Annotated in this window: 23 protein-coding genes and 1 tRNA gene; 16 read left to right on the forward strand and 8 right to left on the reverse strand. The window is 69.8% G+C overall.

Going from position 1 to position 18,111, the window contains the following annotated elements; all coding sequences use genetic code 11:
• Positions 1 to 194: 194 nt before the first annotated feature.
• Positions 195 to 1,640 carry an NtaA/DmoA family FMN-dependent monooxygenase gene (locus QE381_RS01985; RefSeq protein ID WP_307215010.1) on the forward strand — a complete coding sequence of 482 codons (1,446 nt, stop codon included), beginning with the start codon at positions 195 to 197 and terminating at the stop codon, positions 1,638 to 1,640.
• Positions 1,627 to 2,982, forward strand: coding sequence for a styrene monooxygenase/indole monooxygenase family protein (locus QE381_RS01990; RefSeq protein WP_307215011.1), 1,356 nt, complete (start codon positions 1,627 to 1,629; stop codon positions 2,980 to 2,982). Before QE381_RS01985 ends, QE381_RS01990 begins: the two co-directional genes overlap by 14 nt.
• Here the strand turns inward: QE381_RS01990 and QE381_RS01995 are convergent.
• A complete protein-coding gene (locus QE381_RS01995) occupies positions 2,955 to 4,175 on the reverse strand; it encodes an MFS transporter (RefSeq protein WP_307215013.1) in 1,221 nt (406 codons plus the stop codon). The genes QE381_RS01990 and QE381_RS01995 overlap by 28 nt on opposite strands.
• Before the next feature lie 70 nt (positions 4,176 to 4,245).
• Between QE381_RS01995 and QE381_RS02000 the strand changes: the two genes are divergently transcribed.
• Both QE381_RS02000 and QE381_RS02005 read left to right on the forward strand, forming a co-directional pair.
• Positions 4,246 to 4,623 carry a MerR family transcriptional regulator gene (locus QE381_RS02000; RefSeq protein WP_307215015.1) on the forward strand — a complete coding sequence of 126 codons (378 nt, stop codon included), beginning with the start codon at positions 4,246 to 4,248 and terminating at the stop codon, positions 4,621 to 4,623.
• A 128-nt stretch (positions 4,624 to 4,751) separates the two neighbouring features.
• Positions 4,752 to 5,024: a hypothetical protein gene (locus tag QE381_RS02005; protein ID WP_307215017.1), complete on the forward strand. Its 273-nt coding sequence runs from the start codon at positions 4,752 to 4,754 to the stop codon at positions 5,022 to 5,024.
• A 4-nt stretch (positions 5,025 to 5,028) separates the two neighbouring features.
• Here the strand turns inward: QE381_RS02005 and QE381_RS02010 are convergent, their stop codons facing one another.
• The 3 genes from QE381_RS02010 to QE381_RS02020 are packed head-to-tail and all read right to left on the reverse strand — an operon-like array spanning position 5,029 to position 7,381.
• The gene (locus QE381_RS02010) at positions 5,029 to 6,039 is read right to left on the reverse strand and encodes an epimerase (RefSeq protein WP_307220379.1); all 1,011 of its coding nucleotides are present in this window, start codon (positions 6,037 to 6,039) and stop codon (positions 5,029 to 5,031) included.
• 14 nt (positions 6,040 to 6,053) lie between these two features.
• Positions 6,054 to 6,578 (reverse strand): hypothetical protein, encoded by a 525-nt coding sequence (locus QE381_RS02015; RefSeq protein ID WP_307215019.1) that lies wholly within the window; start codon positions 6,576 to 6,578, stop codon positions 6,054 to 6,056.
• Complete coding sequence (locus QE381_RS02020; protein ID WP_307215021.1) at positions 6,575 to 7,381, reverse strand: inositol monophosphatase family protein; 807 nt, start codon at positions 7,379 to 7,381, stop codon at positions 6,575 to 6,577. Before QE381_RS02020 ends, QE381_RS02015 begins: the two co-directional genes overlap by 4 nt.
• Positions 7,382 to 7,502: 121 nt before the next feature.
• On the opposite strand from QE381_RS02020, the gene QE381_RS02025 reads away from it, so the two are divergent.
• A tRNA-Lys gene (locus QE381_RS02025) sits at positions 7,503 to 7,578 on the forward strand.
• Positions 7,579 to 7,641: 63 nt separating this feature from the next.
• Here the strand turns inward: QE381_RS02025 and QE381_RS02030 are convergent.
• Together QE381_RS02030 and QE381_RS02035 are read right to left on the reverse strand one after the other, a co-directional pair.
• Positions 7,642 to 8,886, reverse strand: a complete 1,245-nt coding sequence (locus tag QE381_RS02030) for a site-specific integrase (protein ID WP_307215022.1) — start codon at positions 8,884 to 8,886, stop codon at positions 7,642 to 7,644.
• Between the two features lie 68 nt (positions 8,887 to 8,954).
• Positions 8,955 to 9,329 (reverse strand): hypothetical protein, encoded by a 375-nt coding sequence (locus QE381_RS02035; RefSeq protein WP_307215024.1) that lies wholly within the window; start codon positions 9,327 to 9,329, stop codon positions 8,955 to 8,957.
• Between the two features lie 306 nt (positions 9,330 to 9,635).
• On the opposite strand from QE381_RS02035, the gene QE381_RS02040 reads away from it, so the two are divergent.
• From QE381_RS02040 to QE381_RS02075, 8 genes are all read left to right on the forward strand, one after another.
• Positions 9,636 to 9,863: a helix-turn-helix domain-containing protein gene (locus tag QE381_RS02040; protein WP_307215026.1), complete on the forward strand. Its 228-nt coding sequence runs from the start codon at positions 9,636 to 9,638 to the stop codon at positions 9,861 to 9,863.
• A complete protein-coding gene (locus tag QE381_RS02045; RefSeq protein ID WP_307215028.1) occupies positions 9,860 to 10,117 on the forward strand; it encodes a helix-turn-helix domain-containing protein in 258 nt (85 codons plus the stop codon). Before QE381_RS02040 ends, QE381_RS02045 begins: the two co-directional genes overlap by 4 nt.
• Positions 10,118 to 10,227: 110 nt before the next feature.
• Positions 10,228 to 11,001, forward strand: coding sequence for a hypothetical protein (locus QE381_RS02050; protein WP_307215030.1), 774 nt, complete (start codon positions 10,228 to 10,230; stop codon positions 10,999 to 11,001).
• A 303-nt stretch (positions 11,002 to 11,304) separates the two neighbouring features.
• Positions 11,305 to 11,586, forward strand: a complete 282-nt coding sequence (locus QE381_RS02055; RefSeq protein ID WP_307215032.1) for a hypothetical protein — start codon at positions 11,305 to 11,307, stop codon at positions 11,584 to 11,586.
• Entirely contained in the window at positions 11,583 to 11,966 is a 384-nt protein-coding gene (locus QE381_RS02060; protein ID WP_307215034.1) for a WhiB family transcriptional regulator, read from the forward strand. The genes QE381_RS02055 and QE381_RS02060 overlap by 4 nt, the downstream gene beginning before the upstream one ends.
• Entirely contained in the window at positions 11,963 to 12,238 is a 276-nt protein-coding gene (locus QE381_RS02065; RefSeq protein WP_307215036.1) for a hypothetical protein, read from the forward strand. Before QE381_RS02060 ends, QE381_RS02065 begins: the two co-directional genes overlap by 4 nt.
• 72 nt (positions 12,239 to 12,310) lie before the next feature.
• Positions 12,311 to 12,976: a hypothetical protein gene (locus QE381_RS02070; protein ID WP_307215038.1), complete on the forward strand. Its 666-nt coding sequence runs from the start codon at positions 12,311 to 12,313 to the stop codon at positions 12,974 to 12,976.
• Complete coding sequence (locus tag QE381_RS02075) at positions 12,973 to 13,278, forward strand: hypothetical protein (RefSeq protein ID WP_307215040.1); 306 nt, start codon at positions 12,973 to 12,975, stop codon at positions 13,276 to 13,278. The genes QE381_RS02070 and QE381_RS02075 overlap by 4 nt, the downstream gene beginning before the upstream one ends.
• A 60-nt stretch (positions 13,279 to 13,338) precedes the next feature.
• Here the strand turns inward: QE381_RS02075 and QE381_RS02080 are convergent, their stop codons facing one another.
• Complete coding sequence (locus tag QE381_RS02080) at positions 13,339 to 13,821, reverse strand: hypothetical protein (RefSeq protein ID WP_307215042.1); 483 nt, start codon at positions 13,819 to 13,821, stop codon at positions 13,339 to 13,341.
• Positions 13,822 to 13,838: 17 nt separating this feature from the next.
• On the opposite strand from QE381_RS02080, the gene QE381_RS02085 reads away from it, so the two are divergent.
• On the forward strand, positions 13,839 to 16,358 hold the full coding sequence (locus QE381_RS02085; RefSeq protein ID WP_307215043.1) for a phage tail tape measure protein: 2,520 nt from the start codon (positions 13,839 to 13,841) through the stop codon (positions 16,356 to 16,358).
• 78 nt (positions 16,359 to 16,436) lie between these two features.
• On the forward strand, positions 16,437 to 16,958 hold the full coding sequence (locus QE381_RS02090; RefSeq protein WP_307215045.1) for a helix-turn-helix domain-containing protein: 522 nt from the start codon (positions 16,437 to 16,439) through the stop codon (positions 16,956 to 16,958).
• Between the two features lie 118 nt (positions 16,959 to 17,076).
• Here QE381_RS02090 and QE381_RS02095 read toward each other — a convergent pair whose 3' ends face one another.
• The gene (locus tag QE381_RS02095; RefSeq protein WP_307215047.1) at positions 17,077 to 17,382 is read right to left on the reverse strand and encodes a hypothetical protein; all 306 of its coding nucleotides are present in this window, start codon (positions 17,380 to 17,382) and stop codon (positions 17,077 to 17,079) included.
• 124 nt (positions 17,383 to 17,506) lie between these two features.
• On the opposite strand from QE381_RS02095, the gene QE381_RS02100 reads away from it, so the two are divergent.
• Entirely contained in the window at positions 17,507 to 17,851 is a 345-nt protein-coding gene (locus QE381_RS02100) for a hypothetical protein (protein ID WP_307215049.1), read from the forward strand.
• The last annotated feature ends 260 nt before the right edge of the window (positions 17,852 to 18,111 follow it).

Genomic DNA, 18,111 nt, shown 5'->3' on the forward strand with positions numbered 1-18,111 from the left:
TCGGACCCGCATCAGAGAGGTTCTGGCGGCGCGAGAAAAGTGTCAATGATCCTTGACGCGACCTTCGCTGCGCAACGGTCGAGGGATCGCCTCCGTAACCTCCTGTCATTGTCCGACCACTGCTGTCACGCGTGATCGCTCTCCGGGTCGGCGGGGTCAATCTGGGTCTCCCGAGCAACGAAAGCGAGAGACCCATGTCGACTTCTGTGTCGTCTTCCCCGGGCCGCCCTCTGCACTTCGCCGCGTTCGTGCAGAACACCCCGGGACACGTCGTGCACGGCACCTGGCGTCGGCTGACCGGCCGGCAGGCGGACGCGAATGACCTGCGCCTCTGGGTCGAGCTTGCCCGCACTCTCGAACGCGGCACGTTCGACGCGATCTTCTTCGCCGACATCATCGGCCTGTACAACGCGCACAAGGGCGGCACCCGCAAGTTCATCCAATCGGGCGTGGGCATTCCCGCCAACGACCCGGCCGCGCTCGTCAGCGCCCTGGCCTACGCCACGGAACACCTCGGCATCGCCTACACGTCGTCGATCCTGCAGGAGCATCCGTTCAGCTTCGCCCGCCGCATCAGCACGCTCGACCACCTGACCCAGGGGCGGGTCGCGTGGAACATCGTGACCAACACCCTCAGCAATGCGGCACGCAACTTCGGCTACGACGACCTCACCGAGCATGACGAGCGGTACCGCTGGGCCGACGAGTACGTGGATGTCGTCTACAAGCTGTGGGAGGGCTCATGGGAGGACGACGCGCTCGTGATCGACCGCGAGAACGGCGTGTTCAACGACCCCGACAAGGTGCATCGCATCAACCACGAGGGTCCGCGATACCGGGTCGAGGGCCCGCACCTCGTGAGTCCCTCACCGCAGCGCAGCCCGTTCCTCTTCCAGGCGGGGGCCTCTCCTGCCGGGCGTGACTTCGCGGCGCGCAATGCCGAGGCGGTGTTCCTGACCTCCGCGAACGTCGAGACGATCGCGGAGGACGCCGCCGACTTCCGTCGCCGCGCCGCCGCCTACGGTCGGGACGGCTCCGACATCAAGCTCTTCCAGGGGCTCCAGTTCGTCGTGGCGTCCACCGACGAAGAAGCCCGCCGTAAGGCGGCCGAGATCGACGAGTGGATCGATGGCGAGGCTCAGCTCGCGCAGATGGGCGGAGTGGCGGGGGTCGACTTCGGTGATTTCGAGCTGGACTCGCCGATCGGCGAGGTCAAGGCGGAAGGAATGCAGTCGATCATCGACTGGGTGAACGCCGGCACCAAGGGTCGAGAGGCGACGGTGGGCGATCTCGGCCGCTTCCCTCGCGACCGGAAACCGCCTGGTCGGGTCGCCCGAGACCATCGCCGATCAGCTCGCCCGATGGCGCGACGCGGGCGCGGACGGCATCCTCGTGATGAACAACGAGATCCCGGGCACCTACAACGACTTCGTGGACTATCTCATCCCCGTGCTGCGCGAGCGCGGGCTGGCCCAGAAGGAGTACGCGCCGGGAACGTTGCGGCAGAAGCTGTTCGGTCGCGACCACCTGCCGGCGACCCATCCGGCCGCCGCATACCGCGGCGCCTTCGCCGAGGCCCCGGTCGCCGTCTGACCTCCACCGCTGAACAGAAAAGGAGAACTCGTCATGTCCACACGTAAAGCCGCTGTCGTCGGCGCGGGCCAGACGGGCGCCACTGTGGCGCTCGGGCTGCTCGATGCCGGATTCGACGTCACCGTCTACAGCGAGCGCGCGCAGCAAGAACTGCGCGACGCAGTGCCCCCGACCGGCACCGCGCTCATCTTCGGCGACGCGCTGAACGCCGAACGGGCTCTGGGGCTCGACACCTTCGGCGACCGGGCGCCCCATCACGAGGGCCTGCACGCACGCCTCGTCGCCCCGGACGGGTCGGAGCTTCTGGAGTTCGACTCGCCCTTCTCCGACTTCTGGGGCGTCGCGGTCGACACTCGGCTGAAGGCCGATGAGCGGCTGACCGTATTCCAGGAGCGCGGAGGCCGTTTCGTGGTGGATGCCGTCACGCCGGCGTCGCTCGACGGCATCGCCGCGGCGAACGATCTGACCCTCGTCGCAACCGGTCGAAGCGGTCTCTCTGAGCTGTTCCCCGTCGACCCGACACGCAGCCCGTACGACCGTCCACAGCGGAGCGTGATCAGCGTCGCCGCACGCGGCCTCGGTTTCGGCCCAGAGGTGTTCGGTCATCGCGGCGGCGGGACCCACAGCGCGTTCACGGTCGTCTCGAACGAGGGGGAAGGCTGGTGGGGACCGTTCCTGCACAAGGACGCCGGCCCGGTGTGGTCGTTCCTCGGGTGGGCGCGGCCCGGCAGCGAGTTCGAGCGGCGCTTCGCGACCGCCGATTCGGCGGCGTCGGCGCTGCGGGTCGTGCAGGACCTCTACCGCGACCATGCCGAGTGGGATCTGCCGGAGGTGCTGGCTCTCGAGCCGATCGAGGAGGACCCGAAGTCGTGGCTGCGGGGTGCCGTGCGACCTGTCGTGCGGGAGGGGGTCGCGGTCACCTCCGGCGGTCACCCGGTCGCCGCGATCGGAGACGCGGCCGCCGCCTACGATCCGATCGGAGGGCAGGGCGCCCAAGCAGGCCTGCTCTATGCGCGTCTGCTGGTGGATGCGGCCACCGAGCACACCGGCGAGTTCGACGCGGACTGGATCCGGCGCCAGTACTCCCGCCATCTCGCGGAGCGTTCCGACCAGGCCAACCGTTTCACCCGCATCTTCCTGGGCGATCCGGAGTTCGCGGACATCGCGAACGTCCTCTTCGTGGCCGCCGCGGTCTCACCGGTCTTCGCGTCGACCGTGACCGACATCATCAAGACCCCGAACCTCATCGAGAACGTCCGCTCAGAACGCGATGCCCTCGCTTTCGTGAGCGACGTGACCGGCACCGATGCAGGCGAGCTGCTGGCGGGCTTCGCACCCGCAGGCCGTTTCACGCGTTCGAACTACCCGATCGCGTCGCCCGTGTCCTGACCGGGGGTGGCGGTGGCCGATCGCGCGGCCGCCGCCACCGCAGCAGCTCCCGTGCTCGTGATGAGGAGTGCGGTCAGAAGGAGCGAGGTCTGCCCGTGGGGGAGGGCGAGCCCACCGGCGGTGGCACCCGCGGCGACTCCGAGGTTGAGGACCGTCACGACGATGCTTCCGGCGAGAGGGCGGAACGCCGGGCTCGAGAGCCGGAGCACCCGGGCCTGCAGGATCGGGGGGAACGCTCCGATCGCGAACCCCCAGACGACGATCCCGGCGATGAAGACCGCCGGCTCGTGGCCGAGGAGGAGGAACGCCAGTCCGACGGCGACGAGTGCGGACGCACAGAAGAGGGCGGTGCGGGGGAGCCGGTCCGCGGCGACGCCGGAGACGATGACGCCGGCGCCGCCGGTCACCCCAAGGATGAGCAGGATGGCTGGGATCGCTGCCGCGCTCAGCCCGTTCCGTCCCGTGACGAGCGCGGTGACGTACGTGAACGCGGCGAAGTGCCCGACCAGCACGAGTCCGCCGCCGACCGCGACGAACACCACGGCTCGGGCGCTACCGTCCCATGTCGCGGTCGGCTCTCCGACAGCGGGGTCGACGCGGCGGCGGGGCAGGGTCAGCCAGAGCACGGCCGCTGTGACGGCGAGGATCAGCGAGAGCCCGATCGACACCCAACGCCATCCGGTGTATTCCGCGATCAGTGCGGCAGCGGGGAGACCTGCCAGGCCTGCGAGGGTGGGCCCGGCCAGCACCAGCGACAGGGCGCGGCCGAGGCGCTGCGGCGCGACGATCGTGGCGACGTACGACACGACGAGCGCCCAGAACAGGCCGTGCGCCGTCGCCGCGAGGATACGACCCACCAGCGCCACAGTGAAGTCGGGAGCAAGGGCCGTGACGAGGTTCGCCGGGGCGGTCGCCGCGAGGCTGACGGTCAGCAGCACGGTGCGTGGGACTCTCATGGTGAGCTTGACCAGAGGGATCCCGACGATCGCGATCGTCACGGCCCACGCGCTGACCAGTACCCCGATCGCTCCTTCGGTGACACCCAGCCCCTGACTCATCGCGCGAAGGAGTCCCGACGGCAGCACCTCGGCGGTGACGGTCCAGAACGTCGCGGCAGTGAGCATCCCCAGCGCTGGACGCACACGTCGGGCGAGCGGGACGGAACGGGGGTCGGACGGAGCTGTCTGGGTCACGTTGCTACGCTAAACATTCACATCACTGTCAAGGTCAAGGGTGATGGTGACGGCGGTAGGAAGGGGCGGGATGCGGATCGGCGAGGTGTCACGGCGCACGGGCGTGGCCGCGAGGATGCTGCGCTACTACGAGGAGCAGGACCTCCTGCGACCCAGGCGACATCCCAACGGATACCGGGACTACACGGACGTCGACCTCGAACAGGTGGCCACGATCCGGGACCTCAGCAGCGCCGGCGTGCCGACCCGATTCATCAAGATCGTGCTGGAGCGTCAAGCCGGCACCACCGTATGGACCAGTGCATGCGACGACATCCTCGCCGGCATGGTCCGCGAACAGATCGCCGACCTGGACGTCAAGATCGCCAGCCTGACCACGAGCAAGCACGCTCTCTCCCAGTTCCTCGACGAGGCGGCTTCCGGGACCGGCGGTGCAGCGAGGCGCTGAGCGTCGCGCCACCGCCATGGCAAGCCGACGCGATTGCGGACCCCGGATCCCCGCTGACGAACGCGATCCCGGCGCGCGTGGAGCATGAGAAGGCTGCGCAGCGTCACGGGAAGCGAGAGACTGGAGGCATGTCCTCCTCGCGTGAGATCCGTCCGTCCAACCCCACGGCATGGGCCGCCTTCTGGTTCGCCCTCGCCGGTCTCGTGCTCATGCCCATCCCGCTGTTCATCGGCCTGGTCCTCGGCGGCGGTCTCTCGGTCGTGGCCGCCGTGCTCGGCGTGATCGCGCTGCTCAAGGGGCTCGCGCGCAGTGGCAAGGGCATCGCTCCCGTCGTGTTCGCCGCGATCTTCATCGCTCTCACCTGGGGCGGGATCTCGGTGGGCGGCGGGATCGTCTGGTGACGGCTCAGCGGCCCCCGCGGTGACGGCGAGGCCCTGCCGTTGCGCGGACGACATCCAGGAGCGCCTCCTCGAGCTCGGGATGGCGGAACCGATAACCGGCCATGGTGAGAACCTCGGGTGAGACCCACCTGCTCTTGAGGACGAGCTCCGGCTCGGTGCGCAGGACCCACATGGCCGGTTCCAGCATCCATCGGAGGGCCGGGAGCCCGATCGGAGCATGGACGGTCCGGCGCAGCGCTCGCATGAGGCCCCGATTGTCGGTCGACTGCGGGCTGACGACGTTGACGGGACCGGAGATGTCGTCACGGTCTCGGAGGAAGCGCACAGCCCCCACCACGTCGTCGACATGTACCCAGCTGAAGCGTTGGCGTCCGCCGGCGCGATGCCCGCGGGCTCGGCCGTTGCCGGAGGGATCGCTGCCGATCCCGCGATAGCGGTTGTGGGGGAACCACCAGCCGTCGTACTGCGGTCCGCCCAGGCCTATCCGTGCGAGTGTGACGAGCGCTCGCGTAGCGGGACCATCGCCGAGGACGATCGCGATCCGAAGCGCGACTCGGCGCGTGCGGGGGAGCTCGCCGTCGAACAGCTCGTGTTCCCAGTCGCGTGCCACGTCCACCGAGAAGCCCTCGCCGATGACCCCCGTGGTCTCCGTGTTGGCCTGCTCCGTCTCGTGCCGGTAGATCGTGGCGGTGGACGCATTCAGCCACACCCGCACCGGATGATCGGACGTCGTGATCGCCTCGCGCAGCGCGCGGGTCGTGGTCACCCGGGAGCGGAGGATCTCGTCGCGATTGCGGTCGGTGTAGCGGCAGTTGACGGACTTTCCGGCAAGGTTGACGAGCACGTCCGCCCCATCGAGTGCGCGGGCGATGCCGTCCGGGTCATCCCAGCGGACCGGCCCCGTGCGACCGATGTGGCGTATCTCGTAGCCGTCGTCCTCGAACGCGGCGCTGATGGCGCGCCCGAGGAAGCCCGAGCCGCCGGCGACGACCGCGAGAGGACGCGTGCTCACGATGCCGAGCCTCCCGTTCAGCTCGCGGGACGCTGGATCACCAGCAGCCCCTGCTTCGTGTCGGAGACGGTGACCCACCCGTCACCGAACTGGTAGGTCATGCCGTAGCCGTCGGCGTCCGTGTTGAAGGTCGTGGCGGAGTCCTGCGTCACGTATCCACCGTCCAGCTCGTGCCAGCCGTCCTTGAGCAGCTGGGCGCGGGCCGCGTCGGCGTCGGCCGCGTCGATCCGCGCCCAGCCGTAGATCTGGACGTGGTCGCTCGCGACGGAGTAGTCGCCCCATTGGCACCAGAGCCCGCCGGGCACCTCGATGTTCCCGATGCGGAACGTGTCGGTCTCGGCGGTCCAGTTGTGCGAGGTCAGGCTCTCGACCAGGTCGGAGCGGATGAGCGTCTCGCACGTCGGAGCGGGCACGGCGTCCGGCGTCGGCGTCACGGTCACTCCGGACGAGCCGTGGACGACCGGCGGCTGGCTCGTGCAGCCTGCGACCAGGACGAGGGATGCGGCGACCGCGGCGACGACCACGGCCCGCCGGAGGATCATCCGGCGTCCGTCTCTGCGGCGAAGAAACGGAGGAACGGCTCGTGCAGCGCGCCGTTGGTCGCGAGGACCGAGCGTGCGCCGATCGTGTCGGCGCCGTCGAAGGCGGTGATGCGTCCGCCCGCCTCGGTGACGATGGGCCACTGGGCTGCGATGTCGTACTCCTTGACGTCGAACTCCGCCACCATCTCCAGGCGACCCTCCGCGAGCAGCATGTAGGGCCAGGCGTCGCCGTAGCCGCGGTCACGCCACACCGCACGGCTCAGACGGATCAGATCGTCGGCGCGGCCGACCTCATCCCACTGCTCGATGCTCTGGAAGCTCACGCTCGCGCGGGCGAGCGTGTCGACGTCGGATACATGGATGCGTCGCGCACCGTCGGAGGAGTTCGTCCAGGAGCCGAGGCTCGTCGCCGCCCACCAGCGACGCCCGATCGCGGGCTGGCTGACCACACCCACCTGCGGCACGCCGTCGATCGCCAGCGCGATGAGCGTCGTCCACATGGGGATGCCGCGCATGTAGTTGTGGGTGCCGTCGATCGGATCGATGATCCATCGGCGCGAGCCCTCGCCCTCGGAACCGAACTCCTCGCCGAACACGCCGTCCGACGGGCGTTCGGCATGCAGCACATCGCGGATCGCGCGCTCTGCGGCGATGTCCGCCGCGGTCACGAACGTGGCATCCGGCTTGGCCTGGACGTCGAGATCGTCGGCATCGAAGCTGGCCATCGTCACGGCGTCGGCGGCATCCGCGAGGCGCAGGGCGAGATCGAGATCGGCGGCGAGCGAGTCGTGGGGGGACGTCACCGTGCCAGACTACCCGGCCCTTCCGACGCGCCGAGGGCTCATCCCCGGCTCGATTCGCGCCGACGCGAACTCGATGCTAGTGTTGACCCTCGGTTCGCCTCGCTCCACCGAGGCGGATCATGCACCTCTAGCTCAATCGGCAGAGCAACTGACTCTTAATCAGTGGGTTCTGGGTTCGAGTCCCAGGGGGTGCACCACCCTAGAAACGCCCGGTCAGATGAGTATTCGTCTGGCTGGGTGTTTCTGCTTTCTCGGTGCTCTCATGCCCCTGCGGGCACAGTTGCGGGCACACCTGTGCGCGCAGAGGGCGGGAGGAGGGCCAGGCCGCCCATCACCGCGGTGCGGGCACGGTCGCCCACGAGGTGCGCGTACAGGTCGCGCGTGATCTGCGAGTTGGAGTGACCCATAACCTTGGACACCACGGTCAGGTCCTCCCCGGACGCCAGCATGAGCGAGGCGAACAGGTGCCGCAGATCGTGCAGGCGCTGAGGCCGCAGCCCTGCCTGCTTCACCAGCGGGCCGAGCACTCGCGACGGGTATTCGGGGAAGCAGTCCGAGCCATCGGCCATCGTGAACACGCGGTCACCGGTCACCTCGATGCCTGCCGCCACCGCTGCGTCGCGCTCCTGCGCCTGGCGTAGCTGCCACGCGAGGAGAGCGCCCACGGCGCGGTCGGTCAGCGGCACGGTGCGGTCCTGGCCCGCGTCGGTCTTGACCGTCTGTTCCAGCACCTTGTCGCCGACGCGCACGAGCTGCTGCCGAACCACGAGCTGCGGAGCGTCGCCACCCAGTCGCACGTCGCGCCACCGCAGGCCGACCAGCTCACCGCGGCGCATGCCGGTCATCACCGCCAGCTCGAACAGAGCGCCCAGCCGGTGCTGTGCTGCGGTGTCCAGGAATCGCCCCGCCTCCTCCAGCGTCCAGGGCTCCACGCGCCTCGTGGTGACCTTGGGGAGCTTCACCGAGGCCGCGGGGTTCGTCTCGATGAGATCGAGCTGCACGGCGGCAGCCAGACCGCTGCGGAGAGTCGCATGCGCTCGGCGGATGGCCACCGATCCGCGCCCCGCCTCGGCCATGTGATCGACCCACTGCGCGACGTGCGCGCGCCGGATCGTGTCCAGCTTCATCGCGCCCAGTTCGGGCACCACGTAGTCGTCGGCGTAGCGGCGGTACTCCCGCAGCGTGGTCGCTTTCAGCTCCTCGGTGCGCTCGGCTCGTGCCAGCCAAGTGGTCATGTGCTCGGCGAGCGTGGGCACCTCGAACCGCAGCACACCGCGCCGCAGCTTGCGCACCACCTCGTCGCGGGCGGCCTCGGCCTCGGCCTTGGTCGCAAACCCACTGCGCTTCACCATGCGCCGCTTGCCCGTCGCCGGGTCGCTGCCCGCGCTCACGCGGAACTCCCAGACGCCGTGGCGCGAGCCGCCCAGCTTGGTGCAGCGGGAGCCCAGCGCCTTGCCCTCGTCGTCGCGGCAGTAGCAGCGGCGGCCTATCCCGTCACGCGCCATCGCCGTCACCTCCTCTTGTGGTCGTGTTCTCGTGCATTGCGTGCTCCTCTCTCGGTTGGTTTCCGGGTTTACTTGCGGTCGGTCGTGCGCTCGGGTGTGCTGCCTTGGGACTGGCGCAGCGACTGAACGCGCAGACGCATCGCCCCGCTGTGCAGTTCGTCCAGGCTCTCGGTCAGGGCCTCTGCTCGGCTTACGGCGTCGGCGGCGAGCTGCGCGAGGTGGTCCACCCCGTCCGCGTCGTGGGGAAGTGGCTGCACCTCGTCCCGCGTCACGACCGTGCCACCCAGCACCTCGTCGCCCTTTCCTCGCTTGCCGCCGATCACCACGGCGTCGATGTCGTCGGGCACCAGCAGCAGTGCGCCGGGCAGCACGCCAAGCTCTACCGCCAGCGCGACGATCTCGGCGGCCGTGAACTCGCGTCGGCCGTTCTCGGCCGCCGACATCGTGGCTGACGACCAGGCGGCAACTCCCAGGCGGTCGGCGACTCTCGCGCCCAGCTCGACTTGAGACAGACCCTCCCGTGCAGAGCGCAGTCGGCGGACGTTTCGCCCGACCACCTCCTGTATCAGCGTTGCACTCATCTCACCTCCAGCAATATGTGTGTAGACACAGCTTGACACAGATGCATGACCCGTGCCAGCATTGATCTCGCCGCAAGATGCCAGTGCAGGGACGGGAGCCCTACTGGTGAGACGCCGGGCGCGCTCGTGGCTTCGTTGATTCATTTCCGAAGCTGAGAGGACTCCCGCATGGGCACCACAGATGCCACTCCTGCGGCCAAGCGCCCACTGGCGCTCTCCGAGATCGCGGGGCGCGCCACCATCAGCGTGGAGGAGGCGGGCCGCGTGTTCGGCCTTTCCCGCCCCGCCGCGTACGCCGCTGTCCATCGGGGCGAGATTCCGGTGCGCCGGTTCGGTCGCCGCATGGTCGTGCCCGTCCCGGCGTTGCTGACCCTCCTGGAAGCGGGCGAGCAGTGACCACCGCGGCACCCAATCCGCAGCTCTCGCTCTCTGTGGAGGAGACGGCGACCCTGCTGGGGGCTGGGCTGCGTCAGACCTATGAGGCGGTCCGCAGGGGTGACATCCCCGCCGTGAAGATCGGCGCGCGCTGGTACGTCAAGGCCGCCGCGCTCTACGCGATGTTCGGCACTGACGAGGCTGCGCTGCGCCCGCAGAGTGCCCGCAGCGCCGCAGAACCGCATGATTCCGGGCCTATCGAGCCCACCGTCTGACCACCGATCAGATACCGACTACCCAGTGCACGCGCCATCGACCACCACCACGAGGAGCACCAACGGTGAACGAGACGCGAGCCAACACGAGCGCGGAGAGGAGGGCTGACATGCATGGGATCGAGGTGGACGGCGCACGCCCCGCCGTCGCGGCAGTCACGTCGCTCCCGCGCGCTTACGGCCTGAACACCGCCGACCGGCTCGTGCTCTTGGCCCTGGCCTGTGACTCGTTCGACGGCGAGACGAGCGCGCCAGGCTACGACGCTCTGGCCGAGTGGACCGGGATGCTGCGCAGCTCGGTGGCCGAAGTGCTCCGACGCCTCGCCCACCCCGTCGATGGTGTGCGGCCCGCCCTCATCGAGCGAGCTGCGACCAAGCGCGGCCGTGACCGGACCACCTGGAGGCTGCTGCTGCAACCGTCCGGTGACGCCGACCTGTTGGTAACTGTGGATGAACCGTCCGGCGATACCGACTGGTTCGAGCTGCAACCGTCCGGCGAACCGTCCGGCGAACCGTCCGGTGACGCCGGACCACTCCCTTTCCCTAACCCTGGAGGGGGTAATCCTCCAGAGGAATCAGCCATAGAGCGCGAGCGCGCGACGACAGATCAGCAGCCGCAGCATCGTCACGAGCCGAACGCGCGCCGGGCGCTCCAGACGATCATCGGCGAGCGTCGTCTGCCGTTCGGCGTCGAGGAGCTGCTGGCTGCTTCCTACGCTCTCGGCGGCGGTGACCCGTGGACCGGCTACAAGCTCGTGAGCGAGGCCACCGCCCGCTCGCTCGACAGCGTGGACCACCCCCGCGCCGTCGTCGCCAAGCGCCTGAGCGACGCCGGGCTGACCGACGCCCCGCTGCTGGCTCGTCTGCGACGGAGGGCGGCATGAGCGCCCTGGACTGCCGCCCCGGCCGCGCGCATCGGTTCGACTCGCCGAGCGGGTACTGCCGCTGGGGGTGCGGCGTGAGGGACGACGGGCGCGTGGTGTCGCGAGCTGGCGACGTGATCTATCCCGGGCCACTGGAGCGTCCGCAGCAGCAGCCCGCCCTGGAGGGCATGTCCGAGTACGTCGAGAGGATCGCAGACCTATGACCATCGCCGAGGCCGAGGACCACCTGGACCAGGCCACCGACCTGCGAGCGGCGTTCGTCGCTGCCGCCGATCTCATCGACACGACCCTGGAGGACCAGCGATGACCACCGAGCCGAATCAGTGGGACGCCGCCGTGTTCGAGCTGCTGTGGCGCTCGAACATCGAGACGCTGCCCCGCTTGATCCGCGAGCCTGGACTGCCAGTCCGTGCCCTGCACTCGATCCCCGGCAAGCACTGGGCGGACGGTCGAGCGCGCGTCGTGCTCGGCGTCGAGACGCCACTGCCCGAGGGGGACGTGCCGGACCTCGTGGCGATGCTCGCGACGATGGACACGGCAACTGCCACGGGTGAGCCGCCCGCGCTCGCCGGGGGTGCCTCGTGATCGGCCTGACGACCAAGGGCGCGCGCGAGCTGCGCGAGCTGCACGACGCGCTGCGGACCAGCTCAGCAGCCTGCGACGGTGACGAACGGTTCATCGCCGACCACGACGAGCTGGAGCACGACGAGGCGACCGCGCTACGCCGCATCTGCCTCGGCTGCGACCTGTTCGACCTGTGCCGCGCCTACGCCGTCAAGGCCCGGCCCACCGGGGGCGTGTGGGCCGGACGGCGCTATGGCGGTCGCCCCGCTCGCAAGCAATCGGCCACAGGCGGCGCTCCAGGGGGCCCAGGAGTTAACGAGGGCCCTCGGGCGGTGTCCGAACCCCTGCCGACCATCGAGACGGCCGCAAACGGCCACACAGCGGAAAGGACCAGCGCATGACCATGCCGACCCGGGAGCAGATGTTCGCAGCTCTCGCACCCCAGACACCTGAGGACTACGCCGCTCACGAGCGCGAGCGGCAGGAGGTGGGCCGCCAGCACGCGGTCGGCCTGCGTCTCGCGCAGATCGTGGCGCTGGCGTCGCCCACTCGCATCGCGGCCATGGTGCACGCGCCGCACCTCGCTGAGGTGGACGCCACCGACCCGGCAGCCGCCGAGCACATCCGCAACGTGTGCCACCAGCGCCTCATCGAGCTGAGCACCAGCGACTGACCAAAGACCCCCGCGGCGCGCCGCATCGCGGGTAACCCCGGCCGACAGGCCACCAAGAGAACGGATCACACCATGACCACCACCACCGCGGCGAACCCCGCCGCCAGCGCATACCGCGCGTACCGCGAGGCCCTGGTGGCCGCGCCGACGTACACCGACCCGCGCCTGACCAGCGCGGCGAACGGCGAGGAGCGCGGCAAGCTCATCCGCACCGCCCGTGCCACGCTCGCCGCCGCCATCCCGGCCGTGCCCCAGCGAACGGTCACCCGCGCCGACGTGCTTGCCTCCCGCGCACCGCGGACGGCCGATGAGGTGGCCGTGCAGTCGCGAGAGCGCGAGAAGGTCGCCGAGCTGCTGGCCGCGGGCCGCCAGTTCGAGGACATCGTGAGCGAGGCCAGCGACGTGCGCGTGGCCGCCCTCATCGACAGGCTGGAGATCACCGCGGCGACCGACCCGGCCGAGGCCGCCGAGCACGAGGAGTTGCTGTTCGGGCGGCTCGTGGCTCTCGGCGCACAGGACGCGATCACCGCGGCGACCGAGGAGAGCGAGACGGCGGCGACCGCTGCCTGGCACGACGTGCTCACCGAGGCGCTGGAGTCCGGCGAGGTAAGCGTGGGCACCCGAACCGCGGTCTACCACGCCGACCCGGAGGGCTACGGCCAGGCGTTCGACGCGGGCGACACCCCGGTGGACTGGGCCACGGTCAACCGCATCGCACCGCGCGAGGTGACGGCATGACCGCCGCCGAGGTGGACGCGCTGGTGACAGCGCTCCTGGCCAACCTCCCCGCCGTGACCCAGGAGGATCGCGACGATCTGACGAGGCGACTCGCCGACGCCGCGGGTCAGCCGCTCGCGAATCTGCTGGACACGGCCCCCGTGGCTCGTGTCGCGGCGCTCGCCGAGCTGTACCCCGCGGATGCCGCAGTGCGTCGCCGCCTCGCCCGTCGTCTCGCGGTGCTGCGGTTCCCCGCGGCCGTCTCGGTGGCTGACGCCATCGCCGAGCAGGAGCGCGACGCCGAACTGGACGCCCTCGCCTGACCACCACGCAGTGCACGCGCAGAGCGCCCCGAGCCGATGACCGGCCGGGGCGCTCGCTCGTCACCGCCCTCCGGCTTGTGCCCGCCATTCGTCCAGCTCGGGGTTCGGGCGGCGCACCATAGCCAGTGCTCGCCGACGATCTGCCAGGTAGACCAGCAGCACGCCGCTGACCTCGGCGGAACGCTCCACCATTGGCTCGGCCTCCATCGGCAGCGTCTCGACCTTCCAGGCCACCCAGTCCGCCAGCGCATAGTCGCGCCGGGGCAGCGCGCCATAGAGCGCCGTCGATGCGCTCGCCACGTCCATGAACGTCCGCAAGCCCCGGCGTTGACCGCGCAGCAGCGAGAACGGCAGGCGGTCCAGCAGCGTCCGTAGCGCCCAGTCCGGCAGCTCGCGCAGCGCAGCGAGCACGAGGCCCACGGCGGTGGCGCGGCGCTCGGCACGATCACGAGCCAGCCGGATCAGCTCACCGGCCAGAAACGTCGCGGCCACGACCGCCCCGGTGATGCCCGCCGCGAGGATCGATGCCACTCCAGAGTCCATGCCCCGACCGTATCGGCGTGTCCCGGCTGCCGCGGTGTGCCCGCGCCGTGCCCGCAGCGGTCGCGGCCCGCGAAATCCCGCGGCGCACGAGGCGGGCGGCTGATCCTCAATCAGATGCCCAGGGCGGCGGCCGGCCGCTTGGCGGTAGCCCGGAAACCACGCCAGCACTGGGATCGCGGCCCTTCCGCTGTCGGTGGTCGGGCGTAGGATCGCGGCACACGCATCGCACGGCGGGCTCCGCGCGAACCACGACCAACACCGCTGCCCGCCGTCGTGCGGGCCTCCTCGTGGAGGGCAGAGCCATCGCGCTCGACTTGGGAACGCTGACCGGGTATCTGGACCTGGACGACAAGCAGTACGACGACGTGCTGGGCAAGCTGCCCGGCAAGATCGACGTGAGCGGCGCGGCGATGAAGCTGGCCGCTGGAGCTGCTGCGCTCGGCGTCGGGATGGCTCTGGCTGGAGGTATCTCCTCGGCCATCGAGCTGGACGACGCCAGCCACAAGATCACCGCCCAGCTCGGCCTCACCGAGCAGGAGTCGGCGCGCATCGGCGGCGTGGCGGGCAAGCTCTACGCCGACGCCTATGGCGAGTCGGTGGAGGAGGTGAACACCGCGGTTCAGAACGTCGTGTCCAGCATCGACGGGATGCGAGACGCCAGCGCCGGGGCCATCGAGGACATGACTGCCAAGGCGCTGAACTTCGGAACGGCGTTCGAGGTGGATACGGCCCGGTCCACCCAGGTGGTGGGGCAGCTCATCAAGGGCGGGCTGGTGGCGGACGCGAACGAGGGGTTCGACCTCCTGGCCGCCGCGATGCAACGCGTCCCGGCCGGGGTGCGCGAGGACATCCTGGACGCCGCCGACGAGTACGGCCCGTTCTTCCAGCAGCTCGGTATCTCGGGCGAGGAGGCGATGGCCAAGCTGGTCACCGCGGCCGATAAGGGCACTTTCGGCATCGACAAGACCGGCGACGCGGTGAAGGAATTCAGCATCCGGGCCACCGACATGTCGGCCGCGAGCAAGACCGCGTACGACGCGCTGGGGCTGTCCCAGGAGGACATGACCCGCAAGCTGCTGGCCGGTGGGGACGAGGCCGCGGGCGCTTTCGATCAGATTGTGTCGGGCCTCCGCGGCGTGCAGGACCCCGCCGCCCAGTCTCAGGCCGCGCTCGCCCTGTTCGGCACCCCGCTGGAGGACCTGGGCACGGGCGAGATTCCCCAGTTCCTCGCGGGCCTCCAGGAGACAACAGGCGCGCTCGGCGAGGTGAACGGCACGATGTCCAAGGTCGGCGACACCCTGAACGGATCGGCCAAGACCGGCTGGACCGACCTCACCCGCACCTGGGACTCGATCATCGGCACGGTGGGGGCCGGGCTGCTGCCGGTTCTCACGACGCTGCTGGACTGGCTGAACGAGAACCCCGCCATCCTCAGCGCGGTGGCCATCGGCCTCGGCGTGCTCGCCGCCGCGTTCGTGGTCCTCACCGCGGCCCAGTGGGCCATGAACGTCGCGATGCTCGCCAGCCCGGTCACCTGGATCATCCTCGGCATCGTCGCGCTGATCGCCGCGGTGGTGCTCCTCATCGCCAACTGGGACGCCGTAGTTTCCTTCCTTACTGACGTGTGGAACGGCTTCATTTCCTGGTTCACGGGGGTGATGGACGGATTCATCGCCTGGTGGAACGGCATGTGGGAGGGGTTCGCGTCCTGGGTCACCGAGGTGTGGAACGGCTTCATCGGCTGGATCGTCGGCGTCTGGAACGGCTTCATCGCGCTGCTGGTCGCGGGCGGCGACGCCATCGCAGCCTGGTGGAGCGGCCTGTGGTCCGGCATCGGCTCGTTCTTCACCGGCATTTGGGAGGGGATCGTGGCCTGGGCCGCCTCGGTCATCGTGAACTTCATCCGCGGCTGGCAGATCATCTGGGGCGGACTCACTTCGTTCTTCGCCGGGCTCTGGTCGGGCATCAGCGGCGGGATCACCGGGGCGTGGAATGGCATCCTCTCGTTCTTCACCGGCATCCCCGGCACGATCATGGGGTTTTTCGCAGGCATCGGCTCGTGGCTCTGGAACGCCGGACGTGACCTGATCTCTGGCCTGCTGAACGGCATCAAGTCGCTGGCCGGGACCATCGGGAACTTCTTCCTGGGCCTGCTGCCCGACTGGATCGTCGGGCCCTTCAAGGCGGCGCTGGGGATCGCCTCCCCGTCCAAGGTGTTCCGCGGCTACGGGCGCAACATCGTGGAGGGTCTGGCGCTGGGACTCGGTGACGAGCAGAGCGAGCTGGACCGGCGCATGGCGGGGCTCGTGGGCACTCAGGACTACTCGACACAGGGCGGCGTGGCTGCGGCACTCCTGGGCGGTCAGAGCGGCCCCCAGCCCATCCACGTCACCAACTCCCTGGCCGGGGCCACCGTCGTGCTCGACCTCGGCGACGGCAAGACCGTCATGGCCCTGGTGCGCGAGGAGATCGTGGACGCTGGCGAGCAGCGGCGCGGCGAGGTAGTCGTGGGCGCTGGAGAGGTGGTGTTCTCGTGAGCGCCTGGAACGCCATCGTGCAGCCGCTCCAGCGCCCGTGGAACGCGCTCGTGGGCGTCGTAGTGCGGTGGTGGCGACATGGCTGAGAAGGACGCGCCTACGGGTGGCCGAGCGCCGATAGACGAGGCGACGCGGGAGCGCATCGTGCAGCTCGCTCGCGAGGGCATGAGCCGCAACGGGATCGCCCGGGAGACAGGCGTGGGGGCCACGACCGTCTCGCGCATCTGCAAGGCCGAGGGCGTCACCTTCGACCGCACCCAGACCGCCCAGGCCACCGAGGCCCACCGGATGGATGTGAAAGCCGAGCGCGAGCGCCTGGCCGAGCGGCTGCTGATTGAGGCGAACACCGCCCTGGACCAGCTCCACGTACCCACCGTCGTCGTCGGCTGGTACCAGGGCGAGGCCACCGAGCACACGCTGGACCGGCCCACCTCGGGCGACGTGAAGAACTACATGCTGGCCGCCGCAATCGCGCTGGACAAGCACATCGCCATCCACCAGCTCGACGGCAACGAGCGCGACGCCGCAGCGGTGGACCTCTGGCTGGCTCACGTCATGGGCGGCGGCGACCCCAACGCCTACACCGTCGAGATTCCGTAGAACGCCCGGGGGCACTCGGGCGGCGACCAAGCCAGACCGGCACCCCCGGGCGAGGGACCAACACGCGGGAGCGAGCCTACGCCCGCCCAGCGACATCGGTGGCGGGCATCCCCGCCAGTCACTCGCGGGCGAACCCCGCCGTTCCGTGCGCCCGCTCACCGCGCCGCTGCCGCCCGAGTGCCACCCACGCCTCGGCTCCCTCGATCTCGGCGACCAGAGCGGCGCACAGAGCGTGCGTGTGTTCGCCGTCGTAGAACCCCGACACCCGGCCCGCGACCTCGGCCAGGATGTCCACCCAGTCCCCGGCCACGGCGCGCAGCTCGGCGATGACCGGGGCTGGGTCCTGGGTGTACTGGTTGCGCGTGCAGATCGCGCTCAGGTGGACGTTCAGCGCCACCTCGGGGGTGAGTCCTCGCCGGGGCATGACCGCACAGTAGAGCCGACCGCCGACAGCTCGGCGAGCCTCAGCGGTCGCGCCGCTGATCTCGGCTGTACTGGTCACCTCGCCATAGGGGCGAGAGCACGACCGACGCCTGTAGGAGGCACCAATGAGCACGACCCTGAGCACCATCGCCCAACGTCTCGCCGACGAGATCAAGGCACAGGACTGGTCCGACGCCCACACCCGCCCGGATGGAGCGCGGCACGACCGGCAGGTGGACCGCAAGGCGACCGACACCCTGACGGCCGAGCAGACCGAGCTGGTGCGGCTGAACGTCGTGTGGGTGACCGGCCAGGCCCTCCTGGAGGATGATCCGCGGTTCGACATCCGCGCCTACGCCGAGGCGTGTGGCGTCTCTACGAGCTGGCTGCTGACCAAGCGCGGCGCACCGAACCGCGGCATCGAGTCGGGCCTACGTCCGCGCCGCTCGCGCGTCGTCTGGGACGACTGAGCCCCACCCCCTGGCCTGATGGTCCTGGCCCGGTCCATTCACTAAAACGCGCGGGCGCAGCGCGGGCACACCGCGGGCACGCGACGCAGGACAGAGCCGGATAGTGGGGGAGAAGGACAGCGCCCGCTGCCACCATTCTCGTGCGGAGTAGGGCGGCAGCGGGCGCTATCGGATAGGGCCGGATGGGGCAGTCCCGTGACTCTTAATCAGTGGGTTCTGGGTTCGAGTCCCAGGGGGTGCACTACCAGGAAGGCCCGGAA

It is taken from the genome of Microbacterium sp. SORGH_AS_0888 (genome assembly GCF_030818905.1).
In the GTDB taxonomy this organism is placed as follows: Bacteria; Actinomycetota; Actinomycetes; order Actinomycetales; family Microbacteriaceae; genus Microbacterium.

Excerpts from the sequence above, each read along its gene's own strand:
- QE381_RS01985 (WP_307215010.1), top strand. The coding sequence starts at position 195 with ATGTCGACTTCTGTGTCGTCTTCCCCGGGCCGCCCTCTGCACTTCGCC.
- QE381_RS01990 (WP_307215011.1), top strand. The coding sequence starts at position 1,627 with ATGTCCACACGTAAAGCCGCTGTCGTCGGCGCGGGCCAGACGGGCGCC.
- QE381_RS02000 (WP_307215015.1), top strand. The coding sequence starts at position 4,246 with ATGCGGATCGGCGAGGTGTCACGGCGCACGGGCGTGGCCGCGAGGATG.
- QE381_RS02005 (WP_307215017.1), top strand. The coding sequence starts at position 4,752 with ATGTCCTCCTCGCGTGAGATCCGTCCGTCCAACCCCACGGCATGGGCC.
- QE381_RS02015 (WP_307215019.1), bottom strand. The coding sequence starts at position 6,578 with ATGATCCTCCGGCGGGCCGTGGTCGTCGCCGCGGTCGCCGCATCCCTC.
- QE381_RS02030 (WP_307215022.1), bottom strand. The coding sequence starts at position 8,886 with ATGGCGCGTGACGGGATAGGCCGCCGCTGCTACTGCCGCGACGACGAG.
- QE381_RS02035 (WP_307215024.1), bottom strand. The coding sequence starts at position 9,329 with ATGTCGGCGGCCGAGAACGGCCGACGCGAGTTCACGGCCGCCGAGATC.
- QE381_RS02040 (WP_307215026.1), top strand. The coding sequence starts at position 9,636 with ATGGGCACCACAGATGCCACTCCTGCGGCCAAGCGCCCACTGGCGCTC.
- QE381_RS02050 (WP_307215030.1), top strand. The coding sequence starts at position 10,228 with ATGCATGGGATCGAGGTGGACGGCGCACGCCCCGCCGTCGCGGCAGTC.
- QE381_RS02055 (WP_307215032.1), top strand. The coding sequence starts at position 11,305 with ATGACCACCGAGCCGAATCAGTGGGACGCCGCCGTGTTCGAGCTGCTG.
- QE381_RS02065 (WP_307215036.1), top strand. The coding sequence starts at position 11,963 with ATGACCATGCCGACCCGGGAGCAGATGTTCGCAGCTCTCGCACCCCAG.
- QE381_RS02070 (WP_307215038.1), top strand. The coding sequence starts at position 12,311 with ATGACCACCACCACCGCGGCGAACCCCGCCGCCAGCGCATACCGCGCG.
- QE381_RS02075 (WP_307215040.1), top strand. The coding sequence starts at position 12,973 with ATGACCGCCGCCGAGGTGGACGCGCTGGTGACAGCGCTCCTGGCCAAC.
- QE381_RS02080 (WP_307215042.1), bottom strand. The coding sequence starts at position 13,821 with ATGGACTCTGGAGTGGCATCGATCCTCGCGGCGGGCATCACCGGGGCG.
- QE381_RS02090 (WP_307215045.1), top strand. The coding sequence starts at position 16,437 with ATGGCTGAGAAGGACGCGCCTACGGGTGGCCGAGCGCCGATAGACGAG.
- QE381_RS02095 (WP_307215047.1), bottom strand. The coding sequence starts at position 17,382 with ATGCCCCGGCGAGGACTCACCCCCGAGGTGGCGCTGAACGTCCACCTG.
- QE381_RS02100 (WP_307215049.1), top strand. The coding sequence starts at position 17,507 with ATGAGCACGACCCTGAGCACCATCGCCCAACGTCTCGCCGACGAGATC.